The following is a 22462-nucleotide window of genomic DNA, read 5'->3' as shown; positions in this document are numbered from 1 at the left end:
GGAGTGGCGAGGGGACCCGACTGCCAGGCGGGCGCGGCTGCATGGACGACGAAGCGGACAGCGGGAGTGCTCCGGTGAGCGCTCCGACGTGGCGCGCGAGGGCCCGACGCATGGCAGCCGACCTGCTCGGCAGCAGCGGCCCGGCGGCCACCGCGGCCCGGCGTTCGGTGCGCGTCACACTGGCCGCCTGCGCCGGCTTCTACGGCTGCCTGTACGGGCTGCACCAGCCGGTGACCGCGACCTACGCGCTGTTCGCCTCGGTGGCGATGGCCGGACTGTCACGGATCCCCGGCTCGGGACGCCAGCGCGCCGCCGTCCTCACCCGGCTGCTGCCGCTGAGCTGGCTGCTGATCTGCGTGGGCAGCCTGCTGGCCGTGCGGACCGAGGCGGCGGTCGCGGGCATGTTGGTGATCGGCTTCGGCCTGGCCTTCGCGGCGGCCGGCGGGCCCCGGCTGGCGGGCGCCGCCCCCGGGCTGCAACTGCTGTACATCCTGCCGTGCTTCCCGCCCTACTCGCCGCAGACCCTGGACGAACGGCTGGCCGGCGCCACCCTGGGCCTGCTGCTGCTCATCGCCGCCGAGTCGCTGCTGCTGCCCGATCCGCCCTGCCCGAGCTATCCCGAACTGCTGGCGGCGGCCGCCGTCGCCGTCACGCGGTGCACCGACGAACTGACCCGCCCGCCGTGGGCGCTCAGCCCGGCCACCCGCGAGCGGGCCCGGGCGGCGAGCGAGGCGCTGCGCCCGTCGCGGGTGCCCGCGGCCGAGCGTCCGGCCGGTCCCGGGGTGCGGGAGCGGGCGCTGTCCCACGCGGGCGGGGGCGCGCGCGAGCTGCTGGCCCGCCTGGCGGACCTGCCGCCGCTCACGCCCACCGACCGGCCGGGCGGCCTGGGCCTGCGGCTGTTGGCCCGGGTGGGCGAGACCGTCGGGCAGGCGGGCACGCTCCTGCGCAGCGGCCGGCCCGGCGACGGCGGCCTGCGCGCGGTCGCGGAACTTCAGGCGACCCTGGACGCGTACCGCAGGGGCCGGGTCGCCCGCAGCGGCACCGCGCCCGGGGTGCTGCGCCGCCAGTCCTCGCTGATCGAGGCGGCCAGCGGCGCGCTCACCATGGTCCGGGCCGCCGACATCGCCCTCGGCTGCCGCGACGTCCCCCCGGAGCTGCTGGCGGGGCGGTTCTGGTACGCGGGGCTGAGCACCCCCCGGCTCTGGTGGCACCGGCTGGCCTGGAACCTCAGCCGGCGTTCGGTGTACTTCCAGAACGCGGTCCGCACCAGCGTGGGCCTGGCCGCCGCCCGCACGGTGGCCGGGGTGGTGTCACTGCCCCACGGCTTCTGGGCGATGCTGGCCGCGCTGACCCTCACCCGCACCACGACCGCGCAGACCCGCACCACCGTCCGCCAGGCGCTGACCGGCACGCTCGCGGGCGCGCTGGTCGCCGCCGCCCTGCTGATCGTGGTCGGCCGGCAGACCGACGTCTACGCCGCGATCCTGCCGCTGCTGATGCTGGCCACCTTCTGCCTCGGGCCGATCCTCGGGGTCGGCTGGGCGCAGGGGCTGTTCACCCTGGTGGTCTCCGTGGTCTTCGCCCAACTCGCGCCCGCCGGTTGGCAGCTGGCCGAGGCGCGGTTCCTGGACGTGCTGACCGGCAGCATGATCGGCCTGCTCTGCGGGCTGCTGGCCTGGCCGCGCGGCGCACAGGACGAGCTGCGCCGGGCCACCAGCGCGCTGCTGCACGCCGTCGCGACGACCGTCACGGACACCGCCGGCACGGTCACCGCGCGCGGCGGCGGGCAGGGGGTGCTGTCGGTCCCGCCCGTCCAGCACGCGCTGACCCTGGTCGAGTCGTCGTACGCGCAGGCGCAGTCCGAGCCCGACCTCAGCTGGGGCAGCCGGCTGGACTGGCAGGCCGCTCTGCTCGCCGGCCACCACGCGCTGAACGGCTCGCTGCGGCTGCTCGACCACCACGACCCGCCGGGCGCGGCGGGGCTCGGACCGCACTCGGGCGCCTGGATCCGCGACCGCGCCGCCGAGGTGGCGGGCCAGTACCTGCTCCTCGCCGAGGAGCTCGACCTGGCGGGCGGCGACGGGCGGCCCGGGCAGGGGTCCGCGTCGGGGTCGGGGTCCGCGTCCGAGGCGGCGTCCGGGCTCGGCCAGGGGCCCGAGGGGCCCCCGGCCGGCTCGTACCGGACGAATCGGTGGCTGCGGTCCGCGCCCGCCTTCGGCATCACCGACGGCGGCACCGACACGCCGCCGCCCGCGCTGCCGCTGCTCTTCGACACCGGCACCTGGCTGCTCGGCCTGGCCAACGACCTGCGGCGGATCACCCCGGCGCAGCCGCCCTGAGGCAGGCGCCGCGCCCGGGGCCCGGTTGTCAGTGCTGCTTCGGTGGCACCCGCTTGCGGCCGCCGCGCTCCTGGCGGGGCGGACGCTGCTGGGCGCCGGGCAGGGTGGGCGCCGGCAGGGTCGCCACCTCCTTTTCGGCCAGGGCGAGTTGAGCCGCGGTCGGGGGCAGCCTGGGCGCGCGGTGGCCGGAGCGGTCGAACTGGAAGGCCGAGGTCAGGTCGCCGAACGCCTCCCGGCGCCAGTCGGTGACGTTGGCGGCGCGCACGCCCGTGAAGCACTCCAGGAACTGCAGCACCGAGGTGTGGTCGAAGGCCTCGGACGCGACCCAACCACCCACCGTCCAGGGCGAGACGACGATGCACGGCACCCGGAAGCCGCCGCCGATCGGCAGCCCCTGGACGTACTCGCCGGCGGTGCCCGCCTCCGGCACGGGCGGCGGCACATGGTCGAAGAGGCCGTCGTTCTCGTCGTAGTTGAGGATGAAGACGGTCTTCGCCCAGACCTTCGGGTTGGCGGCGATCGCGGCGATCTTGGAGGCCACGAAGTCGGCGCCGGCCGCGGGCAGGTAGTCCGGGTGCTCGGACTGGGTGCTGGTCGGCAGGATCCAGGAGACGGCCGGCAGGCGGTCGTTGCGCGCGTCGTCCTCGAAGGTGCCGGTCGGTTGGGCGGTCATGCCCTTGTCGTACAGCGGGTCACCCGGTTTGGCCTGCTGAAAGGAGTCGAAGAGCGACAGCACGTCGGTGCCGTAGTTGTCGGCCTCCTGGTAGACCTTCCAGGAGACGCCCGCCGACTCCAGCTGCTCGGCGTAGGTGGTCCAGGTCAGCGGGGTCGGCGCGGCGTTCTTCAGGATCGGGCCGCCCTGGGTGCCCTCGGCGTCGATCGAACCGGTCATCCAGTAGAGCCGGTTGGGCCAGGTCGGACCCTGCACCGAGCAGAAGTAGTTGTCGCAGATGGTGAACGCCTCGGCCAGCGCGAACTGGAAGGGGATGTCGTCGCGGGTGTAGTAGCCCATCACGTACGGGCCGTTGACGCCGTCGGCGGCCCGGTGGGCCGGCAGCCACTGGTCCATCTTGCCGCCGTTCCAGGCCTGGTGCTGCACCGCCCAGGCGTGGCTGGTGGACGGGATCGCCTGCGCGCTCGTCGTGCGGGTGTCCAGGTGGAAGGGCAGCAGGTAGCCGTCGGGGTTGACGCTGTCCGGCTGGTAGAAGACCGAGCGGCCGGTGTCCAGCCGCAGCGCGTCGGGGTCGTTGAACCCGCGCACCCCGGACAGGGTGCCGAAGTAGTGGTCGAAGGAACGGTTCTCCTGCATCAACAGGACGACGTGCTCGACGTCCCGCAGCGAGCCGCGCCGGGGCACCCCGGCCGCCACCGCCTGCTGAACACTCGGCGGCAGCAACGCCATCGCCGCAGCTCCACCTGCCACGCCGGCCGCCGAACCCAGCAGCCTGCGTCGGGTCATTCCGGACACTGGTCTCTCCCTCTGTGCTCACTCGCACGAAGCGCCTGAGGTACGGACGCACCAAGAACCGGCTTCGACTCTGACCCAACGACAGGTGCGGTGTCAGCAGGGCAACCCGTGAACAACGGGACAATCCCAGGGGACCGGTGATCCCGGTTGCTCCAGCGGGATCGGGGTGGCGTCCACGCACGGCGGGTCGTCCCACGGCAGCGGCCCGGCCGCTCTAGCGTCGGACTTCGCACCGAACTGTGGAGGTTGCCCCGTGGACGCCAGCTCTGCTGCCCCGGCCCCTGCTCCGCCGACCCGCCGACGGCTCCTGCTCGGTGCGCTCGCGGTCGCCGGGGCCGCCGGAGCGGTGACCGCCGCCGATCCGTCCGAGGCCAGGGCCGCCGGGGGCACGGACGATCCGGGCCGGTCCGCGGCGGAGCTGGCGGAGCGTCAGATCGGCGTCCCCTACGCCTGGGGCGGCGGCGACCGGCTCGGGGCGGGCATCGGCTTCTGCGAGGACGACAACGGCTACCTGGACGGCGTCTGCGAGGGCGACACCACCATCGGCTTCGACTGCAGCGGCCTCACCCTCTACTGCTGGTACGTGGCCAGCGGGGGGACGGTCCAGCTGGCGCACTACACCGGCGCGCAGTACCGCACCGGCACCCCGGTCCCCCGCGCGGAGCTACGCGCCGGGGACCTGCTGTTCTTCTCGCGCCCCGACGCGCCGCTGCACCACGTGGGAATCCACGCGGGCGACAACGCCATGATCCACGCGGCGCACACCGGCACGCCGGTCGCCCGGCTGGAGAACGTCTTCGACGACCCGTACTGGGGTCCCCAGTACGCCGGCGCCGTCCGGCCCCAGGCGCGCAGAACCTCGACGGGACCCTCGTTCGGGTGAGCCGACGCCCGGTCAGGAATACGACCGGTGGCCGCGCGGCTGTCACCCGCATGGCTACTCTCGGACTCATCGGCAGCGGAAACATCGGAAGCACCCTGGCCCGCCTCGCGGTGAACGCCGGGCTGGACGTGGTGCTCAGCAACTCGCGCGGGCCGCAGACCCTCGCCGACCTGGTGGCGGAGCTCGGCCCGCACGCCCGGGCCGCCACCCCTGCGGAGGCCGCCGAGGCCGGGGACTGGGTCGTGGTGACCGTCCCGCTGAAGAACTACCTGCAAATCCCGGCCGCCCCGCTCACCGGCCGCACGGTGCTGGACACCAACAACTACTACCCCGAGCGCGACAGTCGGATCCCGAGCCTGGACGCGCAGCAGAGCACCAGCAGTGAGCTGCTGCAGCGGCACCTGGCCGGCTCCGAGGTCGTCAAGGCGTTCAACAACATCTACTTCGGGCACCTGACCGCGCTGGCCCGCCCGGCCGGCGCCGCCGACCGCACCGCCCTGCCGATCGCCGGCGACGACCCCGCCGCCAAGGACCGGGCCCGGACGCTGCTGGACGCGCTCGGCTTCGACGCGGTCGACGCCGGGAGCCTCGCGGAGGGCTGGCGGTTCCAGCCGGACACGCCCGCGTACGGCCTGCCGTACCTGGCCGAGCCCGGTCTCCCGTTCAACGAGGACCCGGGCAGCCCGGCCGACGCGGCCGCCATCCGCGCCGCGCTGGACGCCGCCAAGCGTCCCTCGGCGCTCTAGGCCCCCTTCGGCTCGACGACGTCGGGCGCCCGCCGGTCGGCCGCGTCGCCCTGCGGGCTGCCGGCCACCACCAGCGTCGACCCGGCCTGGGCGGCCCAGCGGCGGGCGAGGACCGCGCAGACCATCAGCTGGATCTGGTGGAAGAGCATCAGCGGCAGCACCATCAGCCCGACCGCGGCACCGGGGAAGAGCACCGAGGCCATCGGCACACCGCTGGCCAGGCTCTTCTTCGAGCCGCAGAAGACGATCGCGATCCGGTCCGCCCGGCTGAACCCCAGCCGGCGGCCGACCGCCGTCGTCGCCGCCAGGACGACGGCCAACAGCACCACCTCCACCAGCACGAGCGCCGCCAGCCGGGGCAGCGAGAGTTCACCCCAGACCCCGCCGACCACGCCCGCGCCGAAGGCGCTGTAGACCACCAGCAGGATCGAGCCACGGTCGACCAGGCCGAGCACCACCTTGTGGCGGGCGATCCAGGGGGCGATCCAGCGGCGCAGGAGCTGTCCGGCCAGGAACGGCAGCAGCAGCTGTTCCACGGTCCCCAGCACCGCACCCGCCGAGACCCCGCCGCCCTGCGTACTGAGCAGGGCGGCGGCGAGCAGCGGGGTGAGCACGATGCCGAACAGGCTGGAGAAGGTCGCGCTGCACACCGCCGCCGCCGTGTTGCCCCGGGCGATCGAGGTGAACGCGATCGACGACTGCACCGTGGACGGCAGCAGGGTCAGGAAGAGCAGGCCCTGGTAGAGCTGCGGGGAGAGCAGATCCGGGACGAGGAGCCGGCAGGCCAGCCCGAGCAGCGGGAAGAGCCCGAACGTGACGGCCAGCACCGTGCCGTGCAGCCGCCACTGCCGCGCACCCTGCACCGCCTCACGCGTCGACAGCCGCGCGCCGTAGAGGAAGAAGAGCAGCCCGACCGCGCCGACCGCGGCCCCCGAGACCACCGGCGCCGCAGCTCCGCGCGCGGGCAGCAGGACGGCCACCGCGACGGTGCCGAGCAGCGTGGCGATGAAGGGGTCGATCGGCAGTTTGCGCGGCAGGCGCGGCAGGGGCATGGGGGTCTCCGCAGAAGGTTCGGGGCGTGTTCCCAGCCTGGCCCAGCGCCCGGTCATTGTGAATCCCGTTCAAGCCACTCACTGTCATCACCGATCATGATGGCCGCGCTAGGCTGGTGGCGTGTTCGATCCGGTGCAGCTCAGGTCCTTCCTCGCGGTCGCGCAGACCGGCGGGTTCACCCGGGCCGCCGAGCGGCTGGGGCTGCGACAGTCCACCGTCAGCCAGCACGTGCGGCGTCTGGAGGCCGCCGCCGACCGGCAGCTGTTCGTCCGGGACACCCATTCCGTGCGGCTCACCGGCGAGGGCGAGGCCATGCTCGGCTTCGCCCGCTCGATCCTGCGGGCGCACGAGCAGGCGGCCGGCTACTTCGCGCAGACTCCCGTCCGGGGGCGGGTGCGGTTCGGCGCCTCCGAGGACTTCGTGCTCACCGAGCTGCCGCAGATCCTGCGGGCGTTCCGGCACGACCATCCACAGGTCGACCTGGAACTCACGGTGGGCCTCAGCGGCGTCCTGCACCAACAACTCGCCGACGGCCGGCTCGACCTGGTGCTCGGCAAGCGCCCGGCCGACGACGCGGACGGCCGGCTGCTCTGGCGCGACCAGCTGGTCTGGATCGGCGCCGAGGACTTCCGACCCGACCCGACCCAGCCGGTGCCGTTGATCGTCTACCCGCCGCCGAGCATCACCCGGGCCCGCGCGCTGGAGGCCCTCGACCGGGCCGGCCGCCCCTGGCGGATCGCCTGCACCAGTGGGAGCCTCAGCGGGGTACGGGCCGCCGCGCTGGCCGGCCTCGGCGTGCTGGCCCACGCCCGGAGCCTGGTGCCGCCCAGCCTGCGGCCGCTGGCCCGCCAGGAGGAGCTGCCCGACCTCGGCGGCGCCGAGTTCGTCCTGAGCACCGGCCGCGCGACTGCCCGGGGGCCGGCGCGGGCGCTGGCCGATGCGGTCATCGCGGGCGGCGACCGGCTGCACCGGGCCCGCTGACCGGCCGGCCCCAAGTCCACCTCCCCGTCCCCATCCCCCAGCTTGAGGAGAGTCAGTCGTGAAGATCTTCATCTCGTCCGACATGGAAGGCACCGCCGGAGTCGCCGACTGGGAGCAGTGCAGGGCCACCGGGCCCTCCTACCCGTACTTCTGCGAGCTGCTGCAGGGCGAGGTGAACGCCGCGATCGAGGGGGCGATGACCGGCGGCGCTGACGCGTTCCTGGTCAACGACTCGCACGGGGCGATGGCCAACCTCCGCCCGGACGCGCTGGCGGGCCGGGCGCGCTACCTGTCGGGCCGCCACAAGCCGCTGTACATGATGCAGGGGCTGGACGCCTCGTTCGACGCGGTGTTCTTCGTCTCGTACCACGGGTCGATGGGCGGCCCCTCCTCGGTGCTGTCGCACACCTACAACCCGCGGGCGATCGCCGAGGCCCGGCTGAACGGCGTTCCCGTGGGCGAGAGCGGGATCAACGCACTCGTCGCGCTCGGGCACGGGGTGCCGGTGGTGCTGATCACCGGGGACCCGACCACCGCCGAGGAGGCCAGGCCGTTCGTCCCCGGCATCCACGCCGCCGTGGTCAAGACGTCGGTCTCCCGGTACGCGGCGGACAGCATGCACCCCGAGGAGGCCCGCGAGCTGATCAGGGCGACCGCCCTGGAGGCCGTGCGAGGGCTGCCGCAGGCCGCACCTCCGGCGATCGAGCTCCCCGCCAGGCTCGACATCCGCCTGCGCAACGCCGACCTGGCCGAGATGGCCACCTGGATCACCGGCGTGGTCCGCGACGACGAGCTGAGCGTGCACATCACCGACGACGACCCGATCCGGCTCTACCGGACCTTCGTCGCGATGGTGCTGCTCACCCGGTCGATCGCCGAGTAGGGCCGCCTACCCACTGAGCGCCCGGCTGCTCAGAACTGCGCCTCGGGGGCGGAGAACGTCAGCCGGTCGGCGGCCCGGGGGCGCGGGGTCGCAGCCACCGGCTGGTCCTCCTCGGGCACCGGCTCCTGCTGGAAGACGGCCCGCCCCACGGGTGCGGGCCGGGGGCCCGTCGACTGCTCGGGCGGAGCGGCCAGCGGCTCGGAGAAGGCGAGCCGCAAAGGCTGCTGTGCATCAGACGTATTGGTCATTCCCGCAGTCTCCCTTATTCGCACACGGTGCAGTGACGAATCGTCACACCGATTTCCATCGGTGCGGCAGGATATGGCCCCATTTGATGGGGTCCCTGGATTCGTCCGGGGCCTGGAAAACCGCCGAATTCTGCGATTCGCCGCCACACCGGGCGCTTGCCGAGCGCATCGAGCGCCTCACAGGTGAGTGTACTCAGTTCCCCTCACCGAAAACGAGAGGCGGCGGAGCGGCGGCCCGGAGACCGGACGCGTACGGCGGCGGCCCGGGTGGGCCGCCGCCGTACGGGTGGGGGGCGGGGGCGCTGGGGCTACTCCGGGGTGACGTACGCGCCGGAGATGCCGCCGTCGACCAGGAAGGTGTTGGCGGTCATGAACGAGGAGTCGTCGCTGGCCAGGAAGGCGACGGCGGCGGCGATCTCGGACGGCTCGGCGAACCGGCCCAGCGGGATGTGGATCAGGCGGCGGGCGGCGCGCTCGGGGTCCTTGGCGAACAGCTCCTGGAGCAGCGGGGTGTTCACCGGGCCGGGGCAGAGCGCGTTGACCCGGACGCCCTCGCGGGCGAACTGCACGCCCAGCTCGCGCGACATCGCCAGCACGCCGCCCTTGGAGGCACTGTAGGAGATCTGCGAGGTGGCCGCGCCCATCACCGCGACGAACGAGGCGGTGTTGATGATGGAGCCCTTGCCCTGACGCTGCATGTGCGGGATGACGTACTTGCAGCACAGGTAGACGCTGGTGAGGTTGACCTCCTGCACCCGGCGCCAGGCCTCCAGGCCGGTGGTCAGGATCGAGTCGTCCTCGGGGGGCGAGATACCGGCGTTGTTGAAGGCGATGTCGACGCTGCCGTACTCGGTCACCGCGGCGGCGTACATCGCGCGCACGGCGTCCTCGTTGGTGACGTCGGCCTGGATGAACATGCCGCCGACCTCGTCGGCGACGGCCTTGCCGTTGGTCTCGTCGAGGTCGACGCAGACCACGTTCGCGCCCTCGGAGGCGAAGCGCAGGGCGGTGGCGCGGCCGATGCCGCTGCCGGCGCCGGTGATGACGGCCACCCGGCCGTCGAGGCGGGGGGCGAGGGGGTTCGTCATGGTGCTACTCCTCCGTTGAGATGAAGACGTTCTTGGTCTCGGTGAATGCGTTCAGGGCGTCCGGGCCCAGCTCGCGGCCCAGTCCGGACTGCTTGAATCCGCCGAACGGGGTCGAATAGCGCACCGAGGAGTGGGAGTTGACGGACAGGTTGCCCGCCTCCACGCCCCGGGCGACGCGCAGGGCGCGGCCCAGGTCCCGGGTCCAGATCGAGCCGGAGAGGCCGTACTCGGAGTCGTTGGCGATCCGCAGTGCCTCCTCCTCGTCGCGGAACGGGACGACGGTCACCACCGGTCCGAAGACCTCGTCGGTGAAGACCGGCGCGTCCAGCGAGGCGGGCAGCACCACGGTCGGCGGGAACCAGAAGCCGGCACCGTCGGGGGCGCTGCCGCGGAAGGCGACCGACGAGTCGTCAGCGACGTAGCCGGCCACCCGGGCGCGGTGGGCGGCCGAGATGAGCGGGCCCATCTCGGTCTTCTCGTCTGTCGGGTCGCCGACCCGCACGGCCCGCACGGCGGGCTCGAAGAGCGCCATGAAGTCGTCGAAGACCGACTGCTGGACCAGGATCCGCGAGCGCGCGCAGCAGTCCTGGCCCGCGTTGTCGAAGACGGCGGAGGGCGCGCTGGCGGCGGCCCTGGCCAGGTCGGCGTCGGCGAAGACGATGTTGGCGCTCTTGCCGCCCAACTCCAGGGTGACCGGCTTCACCTGCGCCGCACAGCCGGCCATGATCTGCTTGCCGACCGCGCTCGATCCGGTGAAGACGACCTTGCGGACGTCCGGGTGGGTGACGAAGCGTTGTCCCACCACCGGGCCGTAGCCGGGCAGCACCTGGAGGACGCCCGGCGGGATGCCCGCCTCGAGCGCGAGCTCCGCCAGTCGCAGGGCGGTCAGCGGGGTGAGCTCGGCGGGCTTGAGGACGACGGTGTTGCCCGCCGCCAGCGCCGGTGCCAGCGCCCAGGCGGCGATCGGCATCGGGAAGTTCCAGGGGACGATCACCCCGACCACGCCGAGCGGCTCCTGGAACGTGAGGTCCACGCCTCCGGCCACCGGGATCTGCCGTCCGAAGAGGCGTTCGGGCGCGGCCGCGTAGTACTCGATGACGTCGCGGGCGTTGCCGGCCTCCCAGCGCGCGTTGCCCACCGTGTGTCCGGCGTTGGCGACTTCGAGCGCCGCGAGGTGTTCGCGGTCGGCGTCCACGGCGGCGGCGAAGGCGCGCAGCAGCCGGGCCCGGTCGGCGGGGGCCACCGTGCGCCAGGTCGCGAAGGCGGCCTTGGCGCGGGCGATCGCCGCGTCGGTCTCCTCCAGGCCGGCCATCGCGACCGTCTGGATGACCTGCTCGGTGGTCGGGTTGACCACCTCGTACAAGGTCGGGGCGGAGGTGCTCAGTTGGGACATCGTTGACTCACCGGCTCCTTGCGGCAGACACTGCTGATGCGGGTGCTCTCATGACCGTCGGGACTCCTCGACGAACGCCTCGAACAGGCGCAGGTCGCCGCCGTCCTGCTCCGGGTGCCACTGCACGCCCACCGCGAAGCGGCGGTCCGGCAGTTCGACGGCCTCCACGCACTCGTCCGAGCTCCACGCGGCCGGCAACAGCCCCTCGCCGAGGCGGCCCACCGCCTGGTGGTGGTAGCACTGGACCTGCGTCGCCCCGCCGAGGATCCCGGCGAGCCGGCTGCTGGGCCGGATGCGCACCACGCGGGCGGCGAAGGTCGCCGGGGCGACCTGGTGGCTCTGGTCGCCCAGCACGTCGGGCAGGTGCTGGACCAGCTCGCCGCCGAGCGCGACGTTCAGCAGCTGCATACCGCGGCAGACGCCGAGCACCGGGACGTCGCGCTCCAACGCGGTGCGCACGAGGTCGAACTCCCAGGCGTCACGGGCACTGTGGGGCGCGCCGGTGCGCGGGTGCGCGGGTGCGCCGTAGCGGGCGGGGTCGATGTCGGGGCCTCCGGCCAGCAGCAGGCCGTCGATCAGCTCCAGTACCTCGGGCGAGCCCGACGCCTGCGGGGGCAGCAGGACGGGGACGCCGCCGGCCCGCACCACGCAGTCGACATAGGTCTGCGGGACGAGTGCGGCCGGCTGCCGCCAGACGCCCCAGGAGGCGGTTTCGAGGTAGCTGCTGATGCCGACCACCGGTCGGCGGGCACCGGCGTTCACAGGCGCTCGAATCCGCGGCGCCGCTCCCAGTCGGTCACCGCCGCGTCGTAGGCGGCCAGTTCGACCCGTCCGTTGTGCGTGTAGTGCTCGACCACGCCCTTGCCGAACGCCTCGGCGGCGACCTCGCTGGCCGCGAACAGCTCGACGGCGTCGCGCAGCGTCGCGGGGACCCGCGGGGCATCGGAGGCGTAGGCGTTTCCGGTGAACTCCGCCTCCAGCGGGAGGCTCTGCTCGATGCCGTGCAGGCCGGCGGCGATCAGGGCGGCGACCGCGAGGTAGGGGTTCACGTCGCCGCCGGGGACCCGGTTCTCGAAGCGCAGCGACTGGCCGTGCCCGACCACTCGCAGGGCGCAGGTGCGGTTGTCGCGCCCCCAGGCGATCGCGGTCGGCGCGAAGCTGCCCGGCACGTACCGCTTGTAGGAGTTGACGGTGGGGGCGAGCAGCAGCGAGAACTCGGCCAGGCAGGCCAGCTGACCGGCCAGGAAGTGTTCCATCACCGGGGAGAAGCCGAAGTCGCCCTCTCCCGCCATCACCGGTACGCCGTCGTCGTCGCGCAGGCTCAGGTGGATGTGACAGGAGTTGCCCTCGCGCTCGTTGTACTTGGCCATGAAGGTCAGGCTCACCCCCTCCTGGGCGGCGATCTCCTTGGCGCCGGTCTTGTAGACCGCGTGGTCGTCACAGGTGGACAGCGCCTCCGCGTACTTGAAGGCGATCTCGTGCTGTCCGAGGTTGCACTCACCCTTGGCCGACTCCACGGTCAGGCCCGCACCGGCCATCTCGTTGCGCACCCGGCGCAGCAGCGGCTCCACCCGGGAGGTGCCGAGGATCGAGTAGTCCACGTTGTACTGGTTGACCGGGGTCAGGCGGTGGTAGTCCTTGTCCCAGGCCTGCTCGTAGCTGTCCTTGAAGACGATGAACTCCAACTCCGTTCCCGCGTAGGCGTTCCAGCCGTAGGCCGCGAGCCGCTCCAGCTGGCGTCGCAGGATCTGCCGGGGCGAGACGGCGACGGGGGTGCCGTCGTGCGCGATGACGTCGCACTGCACCATCGCGGTACCGGGGTGCCAGGGGACCATGCGCAGGGTGGCGAAGTCTGGCTTGAGGACGAAGTCGCCGTAGCCGGTCTCCCAGGAGGAGATCTCGAAGCCGTCCACGGTGTTCATGTCGATGTCGACGGCCAGCAGGTAGCCGCAGCCCTCGGCGGCGTTCTGGACGGTGTCGGCGAGGAAGAAGTCCGCGGCCATCCGCTTGCCCTGGAGGCGGCCCTGCATGTCGGTCATGGCCAGGACGACCGTGTCGATGCTGCCCTCTTCGACCAGGACACGCAGGTCGTCCAGGGTCATCCGGCCTCGTCGTTGGCTCATCAGATCTCCAGTTCGCGTTCGATGGCGGCGAGTTCCTCGGGCGATCCGTGGATCTTCGGCCCGGTGAACCAGTGACGGGCCGAGACCAGCCACCAGATGCCGGCGAAGCCGAGGACCACCGCGACCGCGACGGGGGTGTAGTTGAAGTTGCTCGCCGTGATGGGGCTGAGCGTCGGAAGCATGAACAGGACGGTGATCAGCGCCGTCCACCCGACGGCGACCACGCCGATCGGCCGGCTCCAGCGTCCCAGGTTCCAGGGGCCGTTCTGGAACCGCTCGCCCTGCCGCAGCCGCAGCAACACCGGGATGGCGTAAGCGATGTAGAGGCCGATCACGGAGACCGAGGTGACCGCGGCGTAGGCGGTGGGGTTCCACAGGTCCGGCACGCCGAGCAGGAAGGCGCCGCCGGCGGCCAGCCAGACGGCGCTGGTGGGGGTCTGGGTGCGCGGGTTGATCCGGTGCCAGAGGCGCGATCCCGGCAGCGCGCCGTCCCGCGAGAAGGCGTAGATCATACGGGAGTTGGCGGTGACCGAGGCCATTCCGCAGAAGAACTGGGCGCCGATCACGATCAGCAGCAGGAACTTGGCGCCGTTGGTGCCGACTGCGTCGATGAAGATCTGCGCGGGCGGGACGCCGGTGGCGCTGTTCAGCGCGCCGTCGTAGTTCTGGATCGCGAAGGTGATGCCGAGCAGCAGGATCCAGCCGGCCACCAGGGAGACCCCGATGGACATCACGATGCCGCGCGGTCCCGAGCGGGCCGCGTCCACCGTCTCCTCGGTCATGTGGGCCGAGGCGTCGTAGCCGGTGAGGGTGTACTGGGCCAGCAGCAGTCCCAGCATCGCGACGTAGAAGGAATTGTGGAAGCCGGTGTTGTTGACGAACTTGGTGAAGACGAAGGAGGCGGACTCGTGGTGGGAGGGTACGAGCACCAGCGCGCCGACGATGACCGCGACGCCGACCAGGTGCCACCAGACGCTGACGTTGTTGAGGATGGCGACCAGCCGCACGCCGAGCGTGTTGAGCAGTCCGTGCAGCACCAGGATGACGGCGAACAGCTCCACGGTGTGGGCGGGGGTGGCCGCGAAGCCGAACTGGAGTTCCAGGAAGGCGTTGGTGAAGAACCCGGCGCCGAAGTCGACGCCCGCGGTCACCGCGACCTGGCCCATGAAGTTGAACCAGCCGGTGAACCAGCTCCACGCGGGCCCCCGGGAGGGCGCCAACTTGGCCGCCCAGTAGTACAGTCCGCCCGCGGTCGGGTAGCTGGAGCAGATCTCCGCCATCGCCAGGCCGACGGTGAGGGTCATCAGGCCGACCAGCGGCCAGCCCCAGGTGATCATGGCCGGGCCGCCGGTCGCCATGCCGAAGCCGTACAGGGTCAGGCAGCCGGAGAGGATCGAGACGATGGAGAAGGAGACCGCGAAGTTCGAGAAGCCCGACATCGAGCGGGCCAGTTCCTGGGTGTAGCCGAGCTCGTGCAGCCGCTGCTCGTCCGCCGTGCGGACCGAGCCCTCGTCGGCGGGGGCACCGATCGCGGAACCGGACGGGTCGAGCATCTCGGCGCCGTTCACCGGATGGTCAGGAGACATGCGCACCTCCTAGGAAGTGGGGTGGGATCCGTGTGCAGACGTGGGGGTGGGATCCGAGGGGGCGACCACAGCCCTGTGGCGCGCTCTCCGTTCGTCCAATGGACCAGAATCAGTCCATTGGCGTTTCGGGTATGGTTCACCCCCCGCACACGCCCCGTCAAGAGCCCACGGGCAACCGGTACGAATCCGATCACCACCCCGTGTTACCGCCCTGTAAACGCGTCGCGTGGGTACGATGCGCGGATGGACGAGCCAGCCGAGCAGGACGCGCGGATAGATTGGCCAGGTGGCGCGATCTTTCGCCCTGTCCGCACGGGCAACGCCTTCGAGGAGGCCATCGAGCGGATCCTCCAGGCGATCAAGCTCGGCATCTTCGCGCACGGTGACCGCCTGCCCGCCGAGCGGGACCTCGCCGTCCGGCTGAACATCAGCCGCGACACGCTGCGTGAGGCCCTGCGCTCGCTCCAGCAGGCCGGCTGCGTGGAGTCGCGGCGCGGCCGCTACGGGGGCACCTTCGTCACCTACCGACTGCCCGCTCCCAACCTCAGCGACCTCCGGCGCGCCGCCGAGGACCTGGGCGCCGAGCTGGAGGACGCGCTCACCTACCGCCTGGTGCTGGAGACCGGCGCCTCCGAGCGCGCCGCCAAGCGCGACCTGACGGACGATCAGCGAGCTTACCTGGAAAGACGGTTGGCCGATCTCGAAGCGGCCCCCGCCGACGCCTACCGGCAGTGCGACTCGCGTTTCCACCTGGCCATCGCCGAGTTGACCGGCTCGAACTCGCTGGCCGGCAGCATCGCCGAGACCCGGATGCGGCTGAACGACCTGCTGAACGCCATCCCGATGATCGGCCGCAACATCGAACACGCGTCCCACCAGCACCAGGCCATCGTCCGGGCGATCCTCACCCAGGACGCCGAGGCCGCCCGCCGCGTCACCGAGGAGCACCTGGAGGCCACCGCCGCCCTGCTCCGCGGCTTCCTGGGCTGAGGCGGGCCCACCGGGTCGAACTGGCATGATCGTCGCATGTCACGTGACGACGACCGCTACCTCCTGGACAACCGGCAGGCCGAGGCCGGGACGCGCTTCGACGCCCTCGCCGAGCTCTTCGACCCCTCCACCTTCCGGCACTTCGACGACCTGGGCCTCGCCGCGGGCTGGCGGGTCTGGGAGGTCGGCGCGGGCGGCCCGTCGGTGCCGCGCCGGCTGGCCGAGCGGGTCGGCCCCACCGGGCGGGTACTGGCCACCGACATCGACACCTCCTGGCTGAGCGACAGCGCGGTTCTCGAGGTCCGCCGGCACGACATCGGGACGGACCCGGTCCCGGCCGAGTCGTTCGACGTGGTGCACGCACGGCTCGTCCTGGTGCACGTCGCCGACCGCGCGCAGGCGCTGCGGACGATGGTGCGGGCCCTGCGCCCCGGCGGGGTGCTCTTCCTGGAGGACGCCGACCCGGCCCTGCAACCGCTGCTCTGCCCCGACGAGTCGGGCCCCGAGCAGGAACTCGCCAACCGGCTGCGCCGGGGCTTTCGCGAACTGCTGGCCGCCCGCGGCGCCGACCTGGGCTACGGCCGCAAGCTGCCGCGCCTGCTGCGCGAGGCCGGCCTCACCGACGTCAGGGCCGACGCCTACTTCCCGATCACCTCGCCCGCCTGCGCCGTCCTGGAGGCGGCCACCGTGCGGCAGGTCAGCGCCTCGCTGCTGGCCAACGGGCTGGCCACGGAGGAGGAGCTGACCCGCCACCTCGCCGCCGTCGAAGCCGGCCGCCTGGACCTGGCCACCTCGCCGATGATCTCCTGCTGGGGCCGCCGCCCGCTCGACTGACGCCGATGCGGTCCGGCGCCGCGGAGGGCGCCACAATGGGGGCATGTCTCGACGCCGCTCCCAGCCCCAGCCCTCCCCCGCCCGGCCCTCCGCCGACACGCCCTGCCCCTGCGGGCTGCCCGCCGACTACGGCGACTGCTGCGGCCCGCTGCACCGCGGCGAGGCGGCGGCGGCCACCGCCGAGCAGCTGATGCGCTCGCGGTTCAGTGCGTTCGCGGTGCACGACGAGGCGTACCTGCTGCGCAGCTGGCACCCCGACACCCGGCCGGCGACCGTCGACTTCGACCCCGGCCTGAGCTGGCAGCGCCTGGAGGTGCTGGCCACCACCGACGGCGGCCCGTTCCACGCCGAGGGCACCGTCGTCTTCCGCGCGCACTACACCGACGGCGGCATTCCCGGCGCGATGCAGGAGCACAGCCGCTTCGTCCGCCACGACGGCGCCTGGGTCTACCAGGACGCCCTGCTGGAGGGCTGATGGCGACCGTTCGCTACGACGATCGGACCGCCGAGGAGTACCGGCTCGCACGTGAGGTGCCGCGCGCCGGTCTGGAGGCCTGGCGCCTGGCCATCGCCGCCGCCGCGCCGCTCACCCCCGGCATGACCGTCCTCGATGTCGGCGCCGGGACGGGTGCTTTCGCGACGGCTTTCCGCGACTGGTTCAGCGTCCGCGTCCTCGCCGTCGAGCCGGCCGAGGCCATGCGGGCGCTGATCCCGTCCGGTGCGGGGATCGATGCTCTGGACGGACGCGCCGACGCGCTCCCCGTCCCGGACGGCTGCGCGGACGCCGCCTGGCTCGGCTCGGTGCTGCACCACCTCCCTGATCTGGAAGCCGCCGCGCGCGAACTGCGCAGAGCACTGAAGCCCGGCGCGCCGGTACTCGTCCGCAATGTCTTCCCCGGTCGCTGCGACCGCGATCTGCGCGTGCGCTACTTCCCCGAGACCGCGCGCGGTATCGAGGGCTACCCGACCGTCGAGCAGACCTGCGCCGCATTCGCGGCCGCGGGGTTCAGCCGGGTCTCGCTGGAATCCGTCCCGCAGCGGAGCGCGCCGAATCTGGCGGAATTCGCCGCGAAGATCCGTCGCGACACGGACTCCAAACTCCGCAGCCTCAGCGACGAGGAGTTCGACCGCGGCATGGCACGGCTGCGCGCGGCGGACCCGGCCGAGCCGGCCACCAGTTGGATGGACCTGCTGGTGCTGGCCTGATCCGCAGGCAGCGGACCCGCGTGGCGAACGGGCGGGACAGTGCCCGCCCGCCACGCGGGAGTCGACCCGGACTCAGTGCCACGTCCAACTCTGGTTGCTCCAACCGTTGCAGGCCCAGAGCTGCACCTTCGCACCGTTGTTGCCGATGGTGTTCGTGTCACCGTCCAGACACTGGCCCTTGTCGTTGTTGGTGAACGCACCGGTGTGGTAGGTCACGTTGGCCGCCGCCGGGGTCGCGGCCAGCGCGGAGCCGACCGCCGGGGGCTGGGAGGCCGTGGCGGGGGCGGTGAGGTCGGGGCCGGGGTCGCGGGGGGGTGGCGGCGTGGGCGGTGGCGCCCAGGGCGAGGATGCTCGTTCCAACCGTGAGCGCGAGCATGAAGCGCTTCCTGCGCATGTGCTGTCCTCGGGGTCGTCGCGGAATGTTCTCCGTATACGACGTTATAGAGAATGCCGAGGACCCCGCGCAAGGGGTTCAGAAATAGAGTGACAGTCACAAGAAGGCCGACGTCTGTCGGAGCAACTGCCGTACTAACAAACCCCTTTGACGGGTCGCTAGGGCCGGATCTCGCGGTGGCCGTGGGCCAGCAGTTGGTACCCCTCGCCATTGGCGGAGATGCCCGCTCGCTCGTCCTCGGTGAGCGCGCGCTTCACCTTGGCCGGGACGCCGGCCACCAGCGAACCGGCCGGCACCTGCATGCCCTGCGGCACCACGGCCCCGGCCGCCACCAGTGAACCGGCCCCGATCCGGGCGCCGTTGAGGACGACCGCGCCCATCCCCACCAGCACGTCGTCCTCCACTGTGCACCCGTGCAGAACGGCGTTGTGGCCCACCGAGATCCGCGCGCCGAGCACCGCCGGGAACCCCAGGTCGCTGTGCACGGTGCAGTTGTCCTGGATGTTGGTCGCCTCGCCCACCGTGATGGACTCGGCGTCGCCGCGCAGCACCGCGCCGTACCAGATGCTCGCTCCGGCGGCGACGCTCACCGATCCGACCACCACCGCGTTGGGGGCGACGAACGCCGTCGGGTCGACCTCCGGCACGCGGCCGAAGACTGCGGCGATCAGGGGCTCTGGCACGGTCTCTCCCAACGCTGGTCCGGTCCTGGCGACCGGCTCAGCCCGCACGCTATCGGCGCCGACCGGCCCTCAGACGGCCGGGGTGAGCGTGACGGCGGCCTCCGGCGAGTAGAGCGAGAAGGTCAGCGACTCCTGGAGGTAGAGCTGGACGGTGTCGGCGTCGTGCCCCAGGTAGCCGATCGAGAGGTCCTGGCCGAGGTGGAGCTCGAAGTCGCCGCCCCGGGTGGACAGGACCACGGCGCCGGCCAGCGCGGGCGCCCAGACGATCTCGCCGTCCACCACCCGCGCCAGGTGCCCGCGCAGCGGATAGCCGTGGTTGGACGTCTCGTTGACCGCCGTGTAGGCATCGGCGCCGAGCAGCAGCGCGTACGGGCCGTCGACGCCGGCCAGCCGCAGGGTGGTCAGTGCCCGGCTGACGGCGTCCGGATAGTCCCGGACGTCGGCCGGCAGCGCCAGCACCGGGTTGGACGTGCCGGTGCGCACGCCGGTGATCCCGGCGGCGGCCCAGCCCTCGAAGACCGCCGAGTCCTCGGCCAGCGCGACGGTCCGCGCGGCGTCCTTGACGGGCTGCCAGTCGGAGTCCTTGGAGCCGCGTTCGACGTCGTCCACCGCCTGGCGGGAGACGGTGAACGGCACCCGCAGCTCGACCACCTGCTGCGCGCTGCGCGCGCGGGCCTGCGCGCCCGCCACCGGCGACTCGATCGCCCGCAGATGGCCCGAGCCGACCGCCGACAGCTCCACGCCCGCCGGTCCGGCGAGGTCGACCACCCGGCGGCCCGCCAGATGCAGGATGAACGTCCGCCGCGCCTCCTCCTCGATCTCGGTCCAGGCAGCCGTGGACACCGGGGCGAGTTCGCGATGCAGATTGTTCATGGCGCGGTGCTCCTTCTGAGACTGCCGATGGCCAGCGACCCGTCGGCGACGGCAGCGGGCGCAGCAGCGGTGGCGGCGGCAACGGTGACGGACGGCGACGGCGCGGGCGGGTCGTCCAGGAAGTCGGCCGGCGGCACGAAGAAGAGCGAGCCGGTGACCGCCGTCGAGAAGTCCAGCAGCCGGTCGTGGGTGCCCGGCGGACGGCCCAGGAACATGTTCTCCAGCATCTCCTCGGTCACCCGGGGCGTGCGGCAGTAGCCGATGAAGTACGTCCCGAACTCCGCCCGCCCGGGCGAGCCGAACGGCATGTTCATCCGGACGATCTGCCGCTCGGTACCGTCCGCGCTCTCCAGAGAGGTCAGCGCGACGTGCGAGTCGGGCGGCTTGACGCCGTCGGCCAGCTCGATGTCGGAGAGCTTGGTCCGGCCGACCGCGTGCTCCTGGGCCTCGACCGGCAGCGCGTCCCAGGACGCCATGTCGTGCAGGTACTTCTGCACGATGACGTAGCTGCCGCCGGCGAACGCCGGGTCCTCGCCCTCCACCAGGACGGCGGCGCCGGCCTCCGCCCCCTCGGGGTTCTCGGTGCCGTCGACGAACCCCAGCAGGTCGCGCTCCTCGAAGAACTTGAAGCCCTGCACCTCGTCCGCCACCTCGACGGCCCCGCGCAGCCGCTTCATCAGCTGCGTCGCCAGCTCGAAGCAGGCGTCAAGCCGGGTGGCCCGCAGGTGCAGCAGCAGGTCACCCGGGGTGGCCGGCGCCGTGTGCCGGGCGCCTGCCAGCTCCCGGAACGGGTGCAGCTCGGCGGGCCGCGGGCCGCCGAAGAGCCGGTCCCAGGCCTCGGAGCCCACCCCCAGCACGCAGCTCAGCTGCGCCCCGGGGACCCGGAAGCCCACCGCGCGGCGCAGCCCCGCGAGGTCCGGCAGCAGCTCCCGGACGGCCTGCTCGCCGCCGGGCCGCACGGTGAGCACCAGGAACACCGCGGCGCTGGTCAGCGGACCGAGCACCGCCTGCGGGCGAGGGGTCACCGCTGTTCCTCGGTCCGGTCGCCGCCCCACAGCGTGTGGAAGGAGCCGGGCCGGTCCACCCGGCGGTAGGTGTGCGCGCCGAAGTAGTCGCGCTGGCCCTGTACCAGCGCCGCCGGCAGCCGGGGCGCGCGCAGCGCGTCGTAGTAGGCCAGCGCCGAGGCGAAGCCGGGGGCCGGTACACCCAGCTGCGCCGCCGTCGAGACCACCCGGCGCCAGGCGAACTGCGCGCCCTCCAGCGCGTCGCGGAAGTGCGCGTCGGTCAGCAGGGTGGGCCGCTCGGGGTCCGCGTCGTAGGCGGACTTGATCCGGTCCAGGAACCGCGCCCGGATGATGCAGCCGCCCCGCCAGATGGTCGCCATCGCGCCCGGGTCGATCCGCCACTCGTACTCCGCGGCGCCGGCCTGGATCTGCTGGAAGCCCTGGGCGTAGGCGACCATCTTCGAGGCGTACAGCGCCTGCTCGACCTCCCCCGCGAAGGTGTCGGCGGCCGCGCTGTCCAACCAGGTCTCGCCGGGCCCGGGCAGCCCGTGGGCCGCCTCGCGCAGCGCGACGGTGCCCGAGAGCGAGCGGGCGAAGACCGCCTCGGCGATCCCGCTCACCGGAACGCCGAGTTCCAGGGCGGTCTGCACGGTCCAGCGCCCGGTGCCCTTCTGCTCGGCCTGGTCCAGCACGACGTCGACGAACGGCTTGCCGGTCTCGGCGTCGGTGTGCGCGAGCACCTTGGAGGTGATCTCGATCAGGTACGACTCCAGCCGCCCGGCGTTCCAGCCCCGGAACACCTGGGCGATCTCGCCCGGCTGCATCCCGGCGCCGCGCCGCAGCAGGTCGTAGGCCTCGGCGATCAGCTGCATGTCGGCGTACTCGATGCCGTTGTGCACCATCTTCACGAAGTGGCCGGCGCCGTCCGCGCCGACGTGGGTGCAGCACGGCACGCCGTCCACCCGCGCCGCGATCGACTCCAGCAGCGGCCCGAGCACCCGGTAGGACTCCGCGCTGCCGCCCGGCATGATGCTCGGGCCCAGCAGCGCGCCCTCCTCGCCGCCGGAGATCCCGCTGCCGACGAAGTGCAGTCCGTGCTCGCGCAGCGCGGCCTCCCGGCGGCGGGTGTCCAGGAAGTGCGCGTTCCCGCCGTCCACCACGACGTCGCCGGGGTCCAGCAGCGGGACCAGCTCGTCGATCACCGCGTCGGTCGGCGCGCCCGCCTTCACCATGATCACGATCCGGCGCGGGCGCTCCAACGAGGCGACGAACCGCTCGGTGGACTTCGCCGGCAGGAAGTCGCCCTCGTGCCCGAACTCGTCGACCAGCTCGGTGGTCCGGGCCGCGGTCCGGTTGTGGACGGCGACGCGGTAGCCGTGCCGGGCGAAGTTGCGGGCCAGGTTGCGGCCCATGACGGCCAGTCCGGTGACACCGACGTGGGCGTGGGCCTGCTCCCCGGCCTGGCTGTGGTCCTGCTGCTGCGCCTGTTCGGTCATGACGGGCTACTCCACCAGGTCGTCCGAAGGGTGTGCCGCTCTCCGTCCAGCCTGCCGCCATCTGCGCGGCCCTGCACCCGGGCGGGCGCGGACGGCCGCGCCGGATCGCGCCGGATCGCGCCTTTGGGCCGGGAGAGACGGCCGCGCTCACCCGGACAGCCCGTTTCACCCGCGCGGGGGGCGGTTACCCA

22 protein-coding genes are annotated in these 22462 nt (G+C 72.7%); 9 read left to right on the top strand and 13 right to left on the bottom strand.

Annotated elements, in window-relative coordinates; translation table 11 throughout:
- Positions 1–110 precede the first annotated feature (110 nt).
- The gene (locus BS80_RS27590; RefSeq protein WP_051967262.1) at positions 111–2339 is read left to right on the top strand and encodes an FUSC family protein; all 2229 of its coding nucleotides are present in this window, start codon (positions 111–113) and stop codon (positions 2337–2339) included.
- A gap of 28 nt (positions 2340–2367) precedes the next feature.
- Here BS80_RS27590 and BS80_RS27585 read toward each other — a convergent pair whose 3' ends face one another.
- Entirely contained in the window at positions 2368–3798 is a 1431-nt protein-coding gene (locus BS80_RS27585; protein ID WP_408607435.1) for an alkaline phosphatase family protein, read from the bottom strand.
- A 262-nt stretch (positions 3799–4060) separates the two neighbouring features.
- Here BS80_RS27585 and BS80_RS38090 point away from each other — a divergent pair, with 262 nt between their 5' ends.
- Both BS80_RS38090 and BS80_RS27575 read left to right on the top strand, forming a co-directional pair.
- Positions 4061–4690 carry a C40 family peptidase gene (locus BS80_RS38090; RefSeq protein WP_051967261.1) on the top strand — a complete coding sequence of 210 codons (630 nt, stop codon included), beginning with the start codon at positions 4061–4063 and terminating at the stop codon, positions 4688–4690.
- Between the two features lie 50 nt (positions 4691–4740).
- Positions 4741–5436, top strand: coding sequence for an NADPH-dependent F420 reductase (locus BS80_RS27575; protein ID WP_035803203.1), 696 nt, complete (start codon positions 4741–4743; stop codon positions 5434–5436).
- Here the strand turns inward: BS80_RS27575 and BS80_RS27570 are convergent.
- On the bottom strand, positions 5433–6488 hold the full coding sequence (locus BS80_RS27570; protein ID WP_157536636.1) for a bile acid:sodium symporter family protein: 1056 nt from the start codon (positions 6486–6488) through the stop codon (positions 5433–5435). The two genes, BS80_RS27575 and BS80_RS27570, sit on opposite strands and share 4 nt — an antisense overlap.
- Before the next feature lie 121 nt (positions 6489–6609).
- Here BS80_RS27570 and BS80_RS27565 point away from each other — a divergent pair, with 121 nt between their 5' ends.
- Both BS80_RS27565 and BS80_RS27560 read left to right on the top strand, forming a co-directional pair.
- Entirely contained in the window at positions 6610–7470 is an 861-nt protein-coding gene (locus tag BS80_RS27565; protein ID WP_035803201.1) for a LysR substrate-binding domain-containing protein, read from the top strand.
- A gap of 58 nt (positions 7471–7528) precedes the next feature.
- A complete protein-coding gene (locus BS80_RS27560) occupies positions 7529–8353 on the top strand; it encodes a M55 family metallopeptidase (RefSeq protein ID WP_035803199.1) in 825 nt (274 codons plus the stop codon).
- Between the two features lie 29 nt (positions 8354–8382).
- On the opposite strand, the gene BS80_RS27555 is transcribed toward BS80_RS27560, so the two are convergent.
- The 6 genes from BS80_RS27555 to BS80_RS27530 form a co-directional block, all read right to left on the bottom strand.
- Positions 8383–8601 carry a hypothetical protein gene (locus BS80_RS27555; RefSeq protein WP_157536635.1) on the bottom strand — a complete coding sequence of 73 codons (219 nt, stop codon included), beginning with the start codon at positions 8599–8601 and terminating at the stop codon, positions 8383–8385.
- A 308-nt stretch (positions 8602–8909) separates the two neighbouring features.
- Positions 8910–9689, bottom strand: coding sequence for a 3-oxoacyl-ACP reductase (locus tag BS80_RS27550; RefSeq protein ID WP_035803195.1), 780 nt, complete (start codon positions 9687–9689; stop codon positions 8910–8912).
- Positions 9690–9693: 4 nt separating this feature from the next.
- The gene (locus tag BS80_RS27545) at positions 9694–11082 is read right to left on the bottom strand and encodes an aldehyde dehydrogenase family protein (protein WP_035803193.1); all 1389 of its coding nucleotides are present in this window, start codon (positions 11080–11082) and stop codon (positions 9694–9696) included.
- Positions 11083–11130: 48 nt separating this feature from the next.
- On the bottom strand, positions 11131–11844 hold the full coding sequence (locus BS80_RS27540) for a gamma-glutamyl-gamma-aminobutyrate hydrolase family protein (protein WP_035803191.1): 714 nt from the start codon (positions 11842–11844) through the stop codon (positions 11131–11133).
- Complete coding sequence (locus BS80_RS27535) at positions 11841–13205, bottom strand: glutamine synthetase family protein (RefSeq protein ID WP_035803190.1); 1365 nt, start codon at positions 13203–13205, stop codon at positions 11841–11843. The genes BS80_RS27540 and BS80_RS27535 overlap by 4 nt, the downstream gene beginning before the upstream one ends.
- The gene (locus BS80_RS27530; protein WP_408607434.1) at positions 13205–14791 is read right to left on the bottom strand and encodes an amino acid permease; all 1587 of its coding nucleotides are present in this window, start codon (positions 14789–14791) and stop codon (positions 13205–13207) included. The genes BS80_RS27535 and BS80_RS27530 overlap by 1 nt, the downstream gene beginning before the upstream one ends.
- 243 nt (positions 14792–15034) lie before the next feature.
- Between BS80_RS27530 and BS80_RS27525 the strand changes: the two genes are divergently transcribed.
- From BS80_RS27525 to BS80_RS27510, 4 genes are read left to right on the top strand one after another with little or no spacing between them, the layout of a single operon-like run.
- Complete coding sequence (locus BS80_RS27525; RefSeq protein ID WP_035803188.1) at positions 15035–15781, top strand: FadR/GntR family transcriptional regulator; 747 nt, start codon at positions 15035–15037, stop codon at positions 15779–15781.
- Positions 15782–15817: 36 nt separating this feature from the next.
- A complete protein-coding gene (locus tag BS80_RS27520; protein WP_035803186.1) occupies positions 15818–16615 on the top strand; it encodes a methyltransferase domain-containing protein in 798 nt (265 codons plus the stop codon).
- Positions 16616–16658: 43 nt separating this feature from the next.
- Complete coding sequence (locus tag BS80_RS27515) at positions 16659–17090, top strand: YchJ family protein (protein ID WP_035803184.1); 432 nt, start codon at positions 16659–16661, stop codon at positions 17088–17090.
- The gene (locus BS80_RS27510; RefSeq protein ID WP_035803183.1) at positions 17090–17821 is read left to right on the top strand and encodes a class I SAM-dependent methyltransferase; all 732 of its coding nucleotides are present in this window, start codon (positions 17090–17092) and stop codon (positions 17819–17821) included. The genes BS80_RS27515 and BS80_RS27510 overlap by 1 nt, the downstream gene beginning before the upstream one ends.
- 72 nt (positions 17822–17893) lie before the next feature.
- Here BS80_RS27510 and BS80_RS27505 read toward each other — a convergent pair whose 3' ends face one another.
- From BS80_RS27505 to gndA, 5 genes are all read right to left on the bottom strand, one after another.
- Positions 17894–18181, bottom strand: coding sequence for an RICIN domain-containing protein (locus BS80_RS27505; protein WP_035803181.1), 288 nt, complete (start codon positions 18179–18181; stop codon positions 17894–17896).
- Positions 18182–18373: 192 nt separating this feature from the next.
- On the bottom strand, positions 18374–18898 hold the full coding sequence (locus BS80_RS27500) for a gamma carbonic anhydrase family protein (RefSeq protein WP_035804067.1): 525 nt from the start codon (positions 18896–18898) through the stop codon (positions 18374–18376).
- Positions 18899–18967: 69 nt separating this feature from the next.
- On the bottom strand, positions 18968–19771 hold the full coding sequence (locus BS80_RS27495) for a family 1 encapsulin nanocompartment shell protein (protein WP_035803179.1): 804 nt from the start codon (positions 19769–19771) through the stop codon (positions 18968–18970).
- Complete coding sequence (locus BS80_RS27490; protein WP_035803177.1) at positions 19768–20796, bottom strand: Dyp-type peroxidase; 1029 nt, start codon at positions 20794–20796, stop codon at positions 19768–19770. Before BS80_RS27490 ends, BS80_RS27495 begins: the two co-directional genes overlap by 4 nt.
- Positions 20793–22271, bottom strand: coding sequence for an NADP-dependent phosphogluconate dehydrogenase (gene gndA, locus BS80_RS27485; RefSeq protein ID WP_083975443.1), 1479 nt, complete (start codon positions 22269–22271; stop codon positions 20793–20795). The genes BS80_RS27490 and gndA overlap by 4 nt, the downstream gene beginning before the upstream one ends.
- Positions 22272–22462 lie beyond the last annotated feature (191 nt).

This window comes from Kitasatospora mediocidica KCTC 9733, from assembly GCF_000744225.1.
In the GTDB taxonomy this organism is placed as follows: Bacteria; Actinomycetota; Actinomycetes; order Streptomycetales; family Streptomycetaceae; genus Kitasatospora; species Kitasatospora mediocidica.
This window is presented reverse-complemented; position numbering and strand designations above follow the sequence as displayed.